The organism is Streptantibioticus cattleyicolor NRRL 8057 = DSM 46488 (assembly GCF_000240165.1).
In the GTDB taxonomy this organism is placed as follows: Bacteria; Actinomycetota; Actinomycetes; order Streptomycetales; family Streptomycetaceae; genus Streptantibioticus; species Streptantibioticus cattleyicolor.
Window position 1 is genome coordinate 2,572,470 of sequence record NC_017586.1, and the last position, 12,826, is coordinate 2,585,295.

Sequence of the window (12,826 nt, forward strand, 5' to 3'; positions counted from 1 at the left end):
GCGGCCCCGCCGTGCGCGCCAACGCGCCGGACGGGCCCCGCCGCGCGCCGCCCTGCGTACCGCCGGAGGCATCGTCACCGTGTCCACCACACACCAGTCATCCCCGACCCCGCCGTCCTCGTCCGAGGAGGCGTCCGGCCCGGACGGACCGCTCGGCCGGGAGCAGGCCCATCTGGCCGCGTCCCGAGCCGCGTTGCGGGCGATGCGGGCCGACGCCGAGGCGCTCGACATCGCCGACGTGGCGGCGAACTGGGTCAACGCCGAGGTGCTGCGCGGCCAGCTCGACGCGCGGATCGAGGCGCTGGCCGACCTGGCGGACACCCCGCTGTTCTTCGGCCGCCTCGACTACCTCACGGCCCCCGGGCTGGAGCGCACGGCGGACGGGACGGACGGCGGCGAGGACGAGCACCGGTTCTACATCGGCCGCCGGCACGTCCACGACGCCCAGGGCGACCCGATGGTGATCGACTGGCGGGCGCCGGTCTCCCAGCCGTTCTACCGGGCCTCCCGGGCCGATCCGCAGGACGTGGCGCTGCGCCGCCGGTTCGGCTACACCGGCGGCGCGCTGACCGCGTACGAGGACGAGCACCTGTCCGACCCCGACGAGGCCGACACCGGCAGCGCGCTGCTGCAACGGGAGATCGAACGGCCCCGCGTCGGCCCGATGCGGGACATCGTGGCCACCATCCAGCCCGAACAGGACGAGATCGTCCGCTCCGGTGTGGGCGGCACCATCTGCGTCCAGGGCGCCCCGGGCACCGGGAAGACCGCGGTGGGCCTGCACCGGGTCGCCTATCTGCTCTACGCGCACCGGGAGCGCCTCGCCCGCACCGGCACCCTGGTCGTCGGCCCCAACCGCTCGTTCCTGCACTACATCGAGCAGGTGCTGCCCGCGCTCGGCGAGTTGCACGTGAAACAGACCACGGTGGACGACCTGGTGGCGCACGTCCCCGTCAAGGGCACCGACACCGCCGCCGCGGCCCGGCTCAAGGGCGACGCGCGGATGGCCGAGGTGCTGCGGCGCGCGGTGCGCGACGGCGTACGGATGCCCACCGAGCCGCTGGTGGTGGTCCGCGGCTCCCGCCGCTGGCGCGTCCCGGCGTACGAACTCGAAGAGCTGGTCCGCGAGTTGACGGCGCGCGACATGCGGTACGGGGCGGCGGCCGAGGCGCTGCCGCAGCGCATCGCGCACGCGGTGCTGGTGCGGATGGAGGCGGCCGGGGAGGCCCCCGACGACCGGGTGCAGGACGCGGTGGCCCGTTCCCAGCCGGTGAAGGCGGCGGCGAAGGCGATGTGGCCGCCGGTGGACCCGGTGAAGCTGGTGCTGCGGCTGCTGTCGGAGCCGGAGTTCCTGGCGCGCTGCGCGGACGGGGTGCTCACCGACGACGAGCAGAAGGAGATCCTGTGGGCGAAGCCGGCCCGCGGGGTGAAGTCGGCGCTCTGGACGGCGGCGGACGCGGTGCTGGTGGACGAGGCGATGGACCTGGTGCACCGCACGCCATCGCTGGGCCACGTGGTGCTGGACGAGGCGCAGGACCTGTCGCCCATGCAGTACCGGGCGGTGGGGCGGCGCTGCACCACCGGTTCGGCCACGGTCCTGGGCGACCTGGCGCAGGGCACCACGCCGTGGGCCACCGCGAGCTGGCCGGAGGCCCTGTCCCACCTGGGCAAGCCGGAGGCGCGGGTGGAGGAGCTGACCCGGGGCTTCCGGGTGCCGCGCCAGGTGATCGCCTACGCCTCCCGGCTGCTCCCCACCATCGCCCCCGGCCTCGCCCCGGCGACCTCGGTGCGGGAGTCCGCCGGTGACCTGGTGGTGCGGCGGGTGGCGCCCGAGGAGCTGGACGACGCGGTGGTCGCCGCGTGCCGCCGGGCGCTGGAACGGGAGGGTTCCATCGGCCTGATCGCCGCCGACCCCCGGATCCCCGAACTGACCCGTACCCTGTCCGCGGCCGGCCTCGCCCACCTCGCCCCCGGCGCGGAGACCTCGGCCGACGCCCGGCTCACCCTCGTCCCCGCGAGCCTCGCCAAGGGCCTGGAGTACGACTACGTCGTCCTCGACGAACCCGCCGCCCTCGTCGACGCCGAGCCCGACGCCCGCACCGGCCTGCGCCGCCTGTACGTGGCGCTGACGCGTGCGGTCACCGGGCTGGAGGTGGTGCACGCGGCGGAGCTGCCGGAGGAGTTGGGCGCGGCGTAGTCGGCAACGCCGCGCCCGGCGGGGTCGGCCGCGCGGTGCCGTTCCGTGCCGGCCTCCGGGTCAGACCGGTTCGGCCAGGGCGGGGGTGTCGAGGGCGGTGCGCCAGGCGCGGACGGCGGCGGGGTCCACGGGGGCGTCCCAGCCGCCGGGGCGTACCGCGCCGCCGACGTGGAAGGCGTCGATCCCGGCCGCGCGCAGGGCGGGCAGGTGGTCGGCGCGCAGGCCGCCGCCGACGAGGATGCGCGGGCCGTAGCCGGGCTCGGCCGCGGCGCCCCGGGCGGCCTCGGCCACCAGCACCGGCAGCCCCTCGTCGACGCCGGCCGGGTGGCCGGCCGTGAGGTAGGTGTCGAGCCCCGGCAGTCCGGCGAGCCGGGCGCGCAGCGCCGCGCGGTCGGCGCAGTGGTCGATCGCGCGGTGGAACGTCCAGCGGCAGCCGTCCAGGACGCCGAGGAGGGCGCGCAGCGCCGCCAGGTCGGGGGCGCCGTCACCGGTGAGGAAGCCGAGGACGAACTCCTCGGCGCCCTCGGCGCGCAGCGCCTGCGCGGCGGAGCAGAGCGCGTCGACGTCGGCCGCGTCACCGGCCGTGAACCCGTCCGAGGCGCGCAGCATCACGCGCAACGGGATCCGCACCGCGGCGCGCACCGCGGCGAACGTCGCCCGGCCCGGGGTGAGGCCGTCGGCGGCCATGTCGGTGACCAGTTCGAGGCGGTCCGCCCCTCCGGCCTCGGCGGCGATCGCGTCGTCGGCCCCGAGAGCGATCACTTCGAAGATTGGTCTAGACATGTACAGTACCCTGCCATACCGCGCCCGGCTCCCGCCACGCCCTCCCCCGTTTTGGTCACAATGGCCGCCATGCCGAGCCTGCCTCCCTCGCCGTCCCCGTCCTCGTCCCCGTCCGGTCTGCTCGACCGGTGGTGCGTCCTCCTGCGCCGGGCCGGCGCCACCGCGGATCCGGTGCCGTACGGGGAGAACCTGATCGCCCGCTGGTCCGAACCGCACCGGCGCCACCACACCACCGACCACCTGCGGACCGTCCTCGACCACGCCGAGGAACTGGCCGCGCACGCCACCGACCCGGACGCGGTGCTGCTGGCCGGCTGGTTCCACGACGCGGTGTACCGGCCGGAACGCTCCGAGAACGAGGAACGCAGCGCGGCGCTGGCCGAACGGGCGCTGCGCGAGGCGGGCCTGGCGGGTCCGCTCACCGCGGAGGTCGCCCGGCTCGTCCGGCTCACCGCCGACCACGACCCCGCGCCCGGCGACCGCAACGGTGAACTCCTCACCGACGCCGACCTCGCCGACCTCGCCGGCTCCCCCGAGCGCTACGCCGCCTACGCCTCTTCCGTCCGGGACGAGTACGCCTTCGTCCCGGACGAGGAGTTCCGCGCCGCGCGGGCCGAGGTGCTGCGTCAACTCCTGTCGCGGCCACGGGTGTTCCGTACTCCGTACGGTGCCGTGCACTGGGAGCGTGCGGCGCGGCACAACGTGGGGACGGAGCTTGCCCTGTTGTCACCGTGACGCCCCGCCCGCGCGGGTTCGCTCGCGCCGGCGGCCAGCCATTACGTGGTGTCCGGTTCGCCCGTTTCAGGGTGCCGGGGTGGCCTCCGGCGGCCCCTGCCCGGTGGGTGGTTGGTGGGTTTTTGGTTTGGTTCGGCACCGGGTGGGTTCGCCTATTGCCGGTACGGGGTCGGGGGCGCGCCGGGGGTGACTCCTCGCTCCAGGTATCCGCCACAGCTTGGCTCCGGCTACTGGGTCGCTGCGGGGACACCCCCGGCACACCCCCTTCTGTCCGTTCGCGGGTGCCTCTCTTCGCGGGGGGAGGGGATGTGGGGGTTGGGGTGGCCCCGATCTTTTCGTTGCCGAGTGCGGGGCGCAGCGCGGAACGGGGGTTGGGGCGTTGTTGCGGCCCAGGCGGCGGAGCTGGCCGCCGAGCAGGTGGCACCACCCAAGGCGACCGGTTACCGGACCCGGCTCGCGGACGGCCGGTCATGACCGCAGGCCGGGTGGTGCGCGCCGCCGAGGCCGGGCTGCGGTTCCTGCCGATGCTGGATCGGCTACAACGGCATCGACTCCGGCTTCCAGGGCACACCGGCGGAGATCGCGAGCTACCTCGGGCTCATCGCGCTGCTCACCCTCACCATCATCCTGCTCGCCCGGCGCGACCGATGAGCCGACGCCGCCGGGCACGGCGGATCCTCAAGTCGGTCGCGTTACTCGCCGCCTTGGCCGCCCTGGCGGTGGCCACCTCGATCGGCCTGCTCTACGACGAGCACCGCACGGCGCTCACCCTGCCCGCGCCCACCGGGCCGTACCCGGTCGGACGCACCACGTACGACTGGGTGGACCACTCCCGCACCGACCCCCTCGCCCCCGACGGCCGACCGCGTGAACTCCCGGTCTGGATCTGGTACCCGGCCGCGCCCGCCGGGGCCTCCCGCCCGGCCGACTACCTGCCCCCACCCTGGCGGACCGCCCTCACCCGGTACCAGGGCCCGGTGATGCGCACCCTGTTCACCCGCGACCTGTCACTGGTCCACGCCCACAGCACACAGAACGCGCCGGTCGCGCCCGGCCGTTCCCCCTACCCCGTCGTCCTCCTGCGATCCGGCATCGGCGCCCTGGCCACCGACTACACCACCCTCGCCGAGGACCTGGCCAGCCACGGCTACGTCGTGGTGGGGATGGACGCGCCGTACAGCACCACCGTGGTCGTCCTCCCGAACGGCCAGGTGGTGACCAGGACGACCGTCGGCAACCCCAAACTCATCGCCCTGTGGTCCGCCGACACCTCCTTCGTCCTCGACCAACTCACCCGGCTCGACAACGCCGATCCGCCCGGGCCCTTCACCCACCGCCTCGACCCCAACGCGGTAGGCATCCTCGGGCGCTCCTTCGGCGGAGCGACCGCGGCCCAGTTCTGCCACGACGACACCCGCTGCCGCGCGGGCATCGACCTCGACGGCACACTCCACGGCACCGTCCTCCACGACGGCCTCCGCCAACCCTTCCTCTTCCTCACCGCCGCCGACCACGGCGACCCCACCACCCCCGCCAACCGCGCCGCACTGGCCGACATCCGTTCCGTCTACCGCACCCCCGCCAACCACCGCTTCCGGCTCACCATCCAAGGCACCGGCCACTTCAACTTCAGCGACCAATCCCTCCTCAAAGACCCCACCCTCTCCCGCCTGGCCCACCTGACCGGCCCCCTCTCCCCCCGCCACGCCCTCACCACCGCCCTCCTCCTGCGCTTCTTCGACACCTACCTACGCCACCACCCCGCCCACTTCCCCGGAGACCTCACAGCCCTCCACCCCGCAATACACCCGGTCCACCCCTGAAACCCCGCTCACCCCGATCTCCTCACCCACCCCCGTGCCGCAGCGCGGAACGAAACCGGACGGGGGCGCGCAGGGGTGTCCCCGCAGCGACCCAGCAGCCGGAGCGCAACCGTGGCGGATACGCGGAGCGAGGAGACACCCCGGAGGGCCCCCGGAAACCCAGGCAGACAGAGCGCACCCCGCACTGTACGAACACAGCCACGGGTGGGCGGGGGGAAACAGTCTGTGACGCCAGCCACGACGAGACGGGGGACCGGGGGCACCCCGAGGAGGCCGGGGCCGAGGGGGAACGCCCTGTGCGGGGGAACGGGCGTACCCCGAGGAGTCCGACGCCAGCGCGAGCGAACCTATCGGGTCGCGCCCTCGGGCCACACCACCCTCACCGGAACGCCCACCCGTCCCGCATGGGCCACCACGTCGGCCGTCCCTCCGTACCCCCGGGCCGGGAGGCCGTCCCACACGGCCACGAGTTCGTCCACCAGGCCCACGAGCATCTCGCTGCCCCGCATGTGCGCGACGGGATCGGATGCGACGAGCCCCGTTTCATGCACCCGCGACGCAGCCCGCAACAACGCGTCGTACGTCGCGTGATGCCAGCCCGGAAGCGACTCCCGGTACTCACGCGCGGGTACCACCACCTCGACGCGCCCGCCGCGTTCCAGCACCGCCTGCGCGAACCACGCGTCCGGCCCGTCGGCGATACAGGAGACCCCCACCAAGTCCGCAGCGGGATACCCCCGGACGACGTCTCCGATGGCCACCACGACCGCCTTCGCCACCCCCTCCGGCAGCCCCCGATGCCCGGTGATCCCGACCCGCATGCCGTACCGTCCTCGCTCTCACATGTACACGTCGTGCAGTCGGTCGTCGAACTCCCGGACGATCCTGGGCGGCGTAGCGGACGAGTACGCGCGGCGGAAGCCACGCGCCCGCTCCACCACGCGCCCGGAGCGGTACCGCAGTCCCGTCTCGACGGCCTGCGTGGCGAGCGTGTAGGCCGCTTCCACGTGCCCGGCCACGAAATGCCCTGTCGCCACGTCGAGTTGGGCCAGGGCACGTTGCTTGGCGTGAGCGGTCGGCATCACGGCCGCACCGTCGTCGCGCGCGCCGAAGACCCACGACGCGAGCCTGAGCCGGGCCCCGCAGGAGATCCGGCAGATGTCCACCTTCCGCTCGTCGAAGGCGAACACCCACGGCCATGGCGGCGCATCCTGCCCTGGCATACGTCTCGCCGCCGCGCGGCTACGCGTCAGGGCCCGGTCGCACAGCCGCTCGTCCCCGGCGGTCGCATACGCCTGGGCCTCCACCGCGCTCAGCCACGCGTCCGCCACCACGGGGGCGTTCGCGCCGAGTTGCTGTCGTGCCGAACGGATCAGGCGCAACGCCTGGGCAGCGTTGCCGGTGTCCGCTTCCATCTGAGCCAGACTGCCGATCTGGTAGGCGGCGAGCAGCGGATCACCGGACCGCCGGGCCGCTTTGATCGCCGCGCCGTACCAGGTGCGCGCCGAGCCGTGATCAGCCATGTCCCAACTGAGCCAGCCCGCCAGTCCCGCCGCCTCACTGCCCGCCGCGGCCAAGCGAACCCGCCGTTCCCCTCCCTCCGCCTCCCTCGCGGCGGCCTGAACCAGCCGGAGATGTGCCAGTACGACATCCGACAACTGACGGGACGGCATCGTCCCGTCCAACCGGCGAAGCGCCGTCGTCGTCGCCCGGAGCATGGCCCCGCGGTCGTCGTCCGCATCCGCCGCTGCGGGCAGTACGGCAAGAGCCGGCGCCACCACCACTGCTGCGGCCCCTGCCAGAAGTCCTCGACGTTCCACCGGATCGCTTCCGTCCTTCCCCGCTGCCGTGTCGGCGAGGCCGACCAAGCCGGGTGGAATGCCCAGGTAAGCGGCGGCTCTCGCCAGGATCTCCATGGTGTACGGGCCTCGCCCCCGCGATTCGAGTCTCGAAACAGCCGACTGCGTGAGCCCGCAGGCCCCGCCCAACTGCGCTTGACTGATCCGCCGCTCAACACGAGCCAACCGGATCACCCGCCCGTAATCCCCCCGCACCCGACGCATCGAGGATCGCTCGCTTCGACCAGTTCATTCGTCCCGCTCTCCGGACGGTAGGTCAACGTCCACGGCGACTCGCACCCCTATGCGCCGCGCGCATACGAACACCCATCACTCGCATCAAGTGTGGCCCAGGTCACCCGCATCCCGCTTCAGTCCTCGCGAAGAGCACTGCCACGAGTGAGGGAGGCCGTACCGGCGATGAACACCGCCGCCACCGAACCGATGACTTCCCGGCAACGGCAATCGCCGACCGGGACGCTTCCGCAACCAGGCATCGTGCCGTACATCACCCGATGGAGCGCGGAGCAACCCCCGCCCACCCGCGTCATCGCCAAGGGCAGGCGCCTCGCCTACGCGGACGAGCGGCCGTACGACCGCGACACATCCGGAGTGTTGTGGACGCGCGTTCCCTCACTGCCGGGCAAGGGGAAGCCGCGACTTGGCGCGGTACATGCCTTGCGGCAGCGGCGCGCCATGGAGGAATTGCTGTGCCAGGTGTGTGCCGAGCCCTCCGACCGCAACCAGGACGGCGTGCTCTGGCTGCTCGGCGAAGACCTGGCGGCCCACTCGGCCCACGATCGCTTCGGGCTCACCACGACGCATCCTCCGGTATGCGCGCCCTGCGCTCCACGATCGGTACGCGCCTGCCCTCACCTGCGACAAAGGCACGTGACACTCCGCGTCCGCTCCTGCGAACCCGTTGGCGTGCGGGGCGCGCTCTACCGCCCCGGCTTTCCCGACCCTGCCTTCGTCGATGTGGCAGGCGTGGCATTCACCGACCCCCGCATCCACTGGATCCGAGCCGGTCAACTGATCACGGCCCTCCGCGACTTCACAGTGCAGGAGCTGCCCCCCCGACCACAACACCGTTTGAACACCGATCACCCCGATCTCCCCTCTCACCCACCCCCGTCCCGCAGCGCGGAACGCAACAGAACGGGGGCGCGCAGGGGTGTCCCCGCAGCGACCCAACGCACCGGCGGAAAGCCGACAACGAAACGGGGAGCGAGGAGACACCCCGGAGGGCCCCCGGACCCCAGGCAGACAGAGCGCATCCCGCACTGTACGAGTACAGCCACGGGTGGGCGGGCGGGAAAAAGTCCGTGACGCCAGCCACGGCGAAGCGGAATCGGGCGCACCCCGAGGAGGTAATGGCTGACCGCCAGCGCGAGCGAACCGTCAGTGGAGCGCACCCACCGCCGCCGCCACGCCGTGGTTCTCGCAGACCCAACGCGGATCCTCCCCCAACTCCGGCTCCACGGAGAGGAGTTCGTGGCACGAGGAACAGCACGGCCACCGGGTGCCGTGCTGTTCGAGCAGCGCTTCCTGGACGTCCTGCGCCACCAGCCCGCAGACGAAGGCGACGCCCTGCGGCCACTGCTCGGCCCACCAGCGCCGGTGGGCGACGGCGTCCTCGACCAGGGAGACGGCGGCGGCGTCGGCGATGCCGTGGGCGGCCAGGTCGGCGAGGACGTGGGCCCGGGCGGCGTGCAGGGCGGGTTCGAGGTCCATGGTCCCATTCTGCCGCGCGCGCCCTTGACGCTCCGTAGCGGTGAAACTACTTTTCAGTTGTGACGCGGAACGCGAAGGTAACTTCCGGGGCTTCCGGGACCGACGGCCGCCCGCTGGCGGCCAAGGTCCGTAACCTCGCCCCCACCATGACCCGTTCCATGCAGCGGGTCGCCGAGGCGGTGGCGCGGGATCCGGCGGGGTGCGCGCAGCTGACGGTGACCGCGCTGGCGCAGCGCACCGGCACCAGCGAGGCGACCGTGGTGCGCACCGCGCGGATCCTCGGCTACCCCGGCTACCGGGATCTGCGGCTCGCCCTGGCCGCGTTCGCCGCACGGCAGGCGGCCGGGGCGCCGCCCGCGGTGACGGCGGACATCGCGGTGGACGACCCGCTGGCCGACGTGGTCGCCAAGCTCGCCCGGGACGAGCAGGAGACGCTGGCCGACACCGCGGCCGGGCTCGACGTCGGCCAGCTGGAGGCGGCGGTCGCCGCGCTCGCCGCGGCCCGCCGGGTGGACGTCTACGGGATAGGCGCCTCCGCCCTGGTCGGCCAGGACCTGGCGCAGAAGCTGCTGCGGATCGGGGTGATCGCGCACGCCCACAACGATCCGCATCTGGCGGTCACCAACGCCGTGCAACTGCGCCAGGGCGACGTCGCCCTGGCGATCACCCACTCCGGGAACACCGTCGACGTCATAGAACCGCTGCGCGTCGCCTTCGACCACGGCGCCACCACGGTGGCGATCACCGGCCGTCCGGACGGCGCCGTGGCGCGGTACGCCGACCACGTGCTGACCACGTCCAGATCCCGGGAGAGCGAGCTGCGGCCGGCCGCGATGGCCAGCCGGACGAGTCAACTGCTCGTGGTGGACTGCCTGTTCATCGGGATCGCGCAGCGTACCTACGAGCGGGCCGCGCCCGCGCTCTCCGCGTCGTACGAGGCGCTCGCGCACCGGCACACCGCGCGCGGCGCCCGCCCCTGACCCCGCCACCACCACCGCCGAGGAAGCCTGGCCGCATGCCCACCGACACCCGTTACCAGCAGCTGCGCCGCCAGCTGGAGAGCCTCACCACGGAGGCGTTCCGGCCCGAGCTGGCCGAGATCGACCGGCTGCCCACCGTCGAGCTCGCGCGGTTGATGAACGCCGAGGACGCCACCGTTCCGGCGGCGGTCGCCGGTCAACTGCCGCGGATCGCCGAGGCGATCGACGGCATCGCGGAGCGGATGGCGGCCGGCGGGCGGCTGGTGTACGCGGGGGCGGGCACCGCCGGACGGCTCGGGGTGCTGGACGCCAGCGAGTGCCCGCCGACGTTCAACACCTGCCCCGGGCAGGTCGTCGGGGTGATCGCGGGCGGCCCGGGGGCCATGACGGAGGCGGTCGAGGGCGCCGAGGACAGCGCGCGGCTGGCCGCCGAGGACCTGGACGCGATCGGGGTCGGGGAGGCCGACTGCGTGGTCGGCGTCTCGGCCTCCGGCCGCACCCCGTACGCGGTCGGCGCGGTCGAACACGCCGGGCGGCGCGGCGCGTTGACGGTCGCGGTGGTCTGCAACACCGGCTCCCCGCTGGCCGCCGCCGCACGGCACGCCATCGAGGTGGTGACCGGCCCCGAGCTGCTGACCGGCTCCACCCGGCTGAAGGCGGGCACCGCGCAGAAACTGGTGCTCAACATGGTCTCGACCATCACCATGATCCGGCTGGGCAAGACCTACGGGAACCTGATGGTGGACGTGCGCGCCTCCAACGACAAGCTGCGCGCCCGCTCCCGGCGGATCGTCGCGCTGGCCACCGGCGCGCCGGACGAGGAGATCGAGGCGGCGCTGACGGCCACCGGCGGCGAGGTGAAGGACGCCATCCTGGTCCTCCTCGGCGGCGTCCAGGCGCAGGAGGCCCGGCACCTGCTGGCCGCCTCCGGCGGACGGCTGCGGGACGCGCTCCTGGCCGCCCCGGCCGAGGACACCCCCGGCCGGCACCCCGGGGCGTGAGAACGCCCGAGGGCGGCACCCCCTGCGGGGTGCCGCCCTCGGTACCGGTCCGGGCAGAACCGGAAGGGCTTCGATCCGGGACGGATCAGAAGTCCATGCCACCGCCCATGCCGGCGGCAGCGGCGTCCGCACCGGCGGCGGCCTTCTCCGGCTTGTCGGCCACGACGGCCTCGGTGGTCAGGAACAGGCCCGCGATGGACGCGGCGTTCTGCAGCGCCGAGCGGGTCACCTTGGCCGGGTCGATGATGCCCTCGCCGACCAGGTCGACGTACTCACCGGTGGCGGCGTTGAGGCCGTGGCCGGTGGGCAGGTTGCGCACCTTCTCCGCGACGACGCCGCCCTCGAGGCCGGCGTTGACGGCGATCTGCTTGAGCGGGGCCTCCAGCGCGGTCTTCACGATCGCGGCACCGGTGGCCTCGTCGCCGGCCAGCTCCAGCTCCAGCTTCTCGAAGACGCTGGACGCCTGGAGCAGGGCCACGCCACCACCGGCGACGATGCCCTCCTCGACGGCGGCCTTGGCGTTGCGCACCGCGTCCTCGATGCGGTGCTTGCGCTCCTTGAGCTCCACCTCGGTGGCGGCACCGGCCTTGATGACGGCCACGCCGCCGGCCAGCTTGGCGAGGCGCTCCTGGAGCTTCTCGCGGTCGTAGTCGGAGTCCGACTGCTCGATCTCGGCGCGGATCTGGTTGACCCGGCCGGCGACCTGGTCGCTGTCACCGGCACCGTCGACGATGGTGGTCTCGTCCTTGGTGATGACGACCTTGCGGGCGCGGCCGAGCAGGTCCAGGCCGGCGTTCTCCAGCTTGAGGCCGACCTCCTCGGAGATGACCGTGCCACCGGTGAGGATGGCGATGTCGCCGAGCATGGCCTTGCGGCGGTCGCCGAACCCCGGGGCCTTGACGGCGACGGACTTGAAGGTGCCGCGGATCTTGTTGACCACCAGGGTGGACAGGGCCTCGCCCTCGACGTCCTCAGCGATGATCAGCAGCGGCTTGCCCGACTGCATGACCTTCTCCAGCAGCGGGAGGAGGTCCTTCACCGCGGAGACCTTGGAGTTGACGATCAGGATGTAGGGGTCCTCGAGGACGGCCTCCATCCGCTCCATGTCGGTGGCGAAGTACGCCGAGATGTAGCCCTTGTCGAAGCGCATACCCTCGGTGAGCTCGAGCTCCAGGCCGAAGGTGTTGGACTCCTCGACGGTGATGACGCCTTCCTTGCCGACCTTGTCCATGGCCTCGGCGATCAGCTCGCCGATCTGGGTGTCGGCGGCGGAGATGGAGGCGGTGGAGGCGATCTGCTCCTTGGTCTCCACGTCCTTGGCCTGCTCCAGCAGCTGGGCGGAGACGGCCTCGACGGCCTTCTCGATGCCACGCTTGAGGGCCATCGGGTTGGCGCCGGCGGCGACGTTGCGCAGACCCTCGCGGACCAGCGCCTGGGCCAGGACGGTCGCGGTCGTCGTGCCGTCACCGGCGACGTCGTCCGTCTTCTTCGCGACCTCCTTGACCAGCTCGGCGCCGATCTTCTCGTAGGGGTCTTCGAGCTCGATCTCCTTGGCGATGGAGACACCATCGTTGGTGATCGTGGGGGCGCCCCACTTCTTCTCAAGGACGACGTTGCGGCCCTTGGGGCCGAGGGTCACCTTTACGGCGTCGGCGAGCTGGTTCATACCGCGCTCAAGGCCGCGCCGCGCCTCCTCGTCGAACGCGATGATCTTGGCCATGTGAAGTGGTCCTCC

11 protein-coding genes and 1 pseudogene are annotated in these 12,826 nt (G+C 73.0%); 5 read left to right on the plus strand and 7 right to left on the minus strand.

All coding sequences use genetic code 11. The features are described 5' to 3' along the window. Positions 1 to 79: 79 nt before the first annotated feature. Positions 80 to 2,197: a HelD family protein gene (locus SCATT_RS11375; RefSeq protein WP_014143181.1), complete on the plus strand. Its 2,118-nt coding sequence runs from the start codon at positions 80 to 82 to the stop codon at positions 2,195 to 2,197. A 60-nt stretch (positions 2,198 to 2,257) separates the two neighbouring features. On the opposite strand, the gene SCATT_RS11380 is transcribed toward SCATT_RS11375, so the two are convergent. Next, positions 2,258 to 2,980, minus strand: a complete 723-nt coding sequence (locus SCATT_RS11380) for a copper homeostasis protein CutC (RefSeq protein ID WP_041824644.1) — start codon at positions 2,978 to 2,980, stop codon at positions 2,258 to 2,260. Positions 2,981 to 3,049: 69 nt separating this feature from the next. On the opposite strand from SCATT_RS11380, the gene SCATT_RS11385 reads away from it, so the two are divergent. After that, positions 3,050 to 3,715 carry an HD domain-containing protein gene (locus SCATT_RS11385; protein WP_014143183.1) on the plus strand — a complete coding sequence of 222 codons (666 nt, stop codon included), beginning with the start codon at positions 3,050 to 3,052 and terminating at the stop codon, positions 3,713 to 3,715. 647 nt (positions 3,716 to 4,362) lie between these two features. Continuing rightward, positions 4,363 to 5,538 (plus strand): alpha/beta hydrolase family protein, encoded by a 1,176-nt coding sequence (locus SCATT_RS35655; protein WP_014143184.1) that lies wholly within the window; start codon positions 4,363 to 4,365, stop codon positions 5,536 to 5,538. Between the two features lie 347 nt (positions 5,539 to 5,885). Here SCATT_RS35655 and SCATT_RS11395 read toward each other — a convergent pair whose 3' ends face one another. The 5 genes and pseudogenes from SCATT_RS11395 to SCATT_RS11405 form a co-directional block, all read right to left on the minus strand. Then, positions 5,886 to 6,359, minus strand: a complete 474-nt coding sequence (locus SCATT_RS11395) for a hypothetical protein (RefSeq protein ID WP_014143185.1) — start codon at positions 6,357 to 6,359, stop codon at positions 5,886 to 5,888. Positions 6,360 to 6,377: 18 nt separating this feature from the next. Continuing rightward, positions 6,378 to 7,454 (minus strand): DNA-binding protein, encoded by a 1,077-nt coding sequence (locus tag SCATT_RS11400; protein ID WP_237694905.1) that lies wholly within the window; start codon positions 7,452 to 7,454, stop codon positions 6,378 to 6,380. A gap of 9 nt (positions 7,455 to 7,463) precedes the next feature. After that, positions 7,464 to 7,601: pseudogene (locus SCATT_RS40730) on the minus strand (helix-turn-helix domain-containing protein); the annotation flags it as partial. Positions 7,602 to 8,009: 408 nt separating this feature from the next. Next, a complete protein-coding gene (locus SCATT_RS38545; RefSeq protein ID WP_014627880.1) occupies positions 8,010 to 8,165 on the minus strand; it encodes a hypothetical protein in 156 nt (51 codons plus the stop codon). Positions 8,166 to 8,777: 612 nt separating this feature from the next. Beyond that, entirely contained in the window at positions 8,778 to 9,110 is a 333-nt protein-coding gene (locus SCATT_RS11405; protein ID WP_014143188.1) for a hypothetical protein, read from the minus strand. A gap of 59 nt (positions 9,111 to 9,169) precedes the next feature. Between SCATT_RS11405 and SCATT_RS11410 the strand changes: the two genes are divergently transcribed. Both SCATT_RS11410 and murQ read left to right on the plus strand, forming a co-directional pair. After that, the gene (locus tag SCATT_RS11410; protein WP_014627881.1) at positions 9,170 to 10,090 is read left to right on the plus strand and encodes a MurR/RpiR family transcriptional regulator; all 921 of its coding nucleotides are present in this window, start codon (positions 9,170 to 9,172) and stop codon (positions 10,088 to 10,090) included. A gap of 35 nt (positions 10,091 to 10,125) precedes the next feature. Then, on the plus strand, positions 10,126 to 11,091 hold the full coding sequence (gene murQ / locus SCATT_RS11415) for an N-acetylmuramic acid 6-phosphate etherase (protein WP_014143190.1): 966 nt from the start codon (positions 10,126 to 10,128) through the stop codon (positions 11,089 to 11,091). Between the two features lie 85 nt (positions 11,092 to 11,176). On the opposite strand, the gene groL is transcribed toward murQ, so the two are convergent. Then, the gene (gene groL, locus SCATT_RS11420) at positions 11,177 to 12,811 is read right to left on the minus strand and encodes a chaperonin GroEL (protein ID WP_014143191.1); all 1,635 of its coding nucleotides are present in this window, start codon (positions 12,809 to 12,811) and stop codon (positions 11,177 to 11,179) included. Between the last annotated feature and the right edge of the window lie 15 nt (positions 12,812 to 12,826).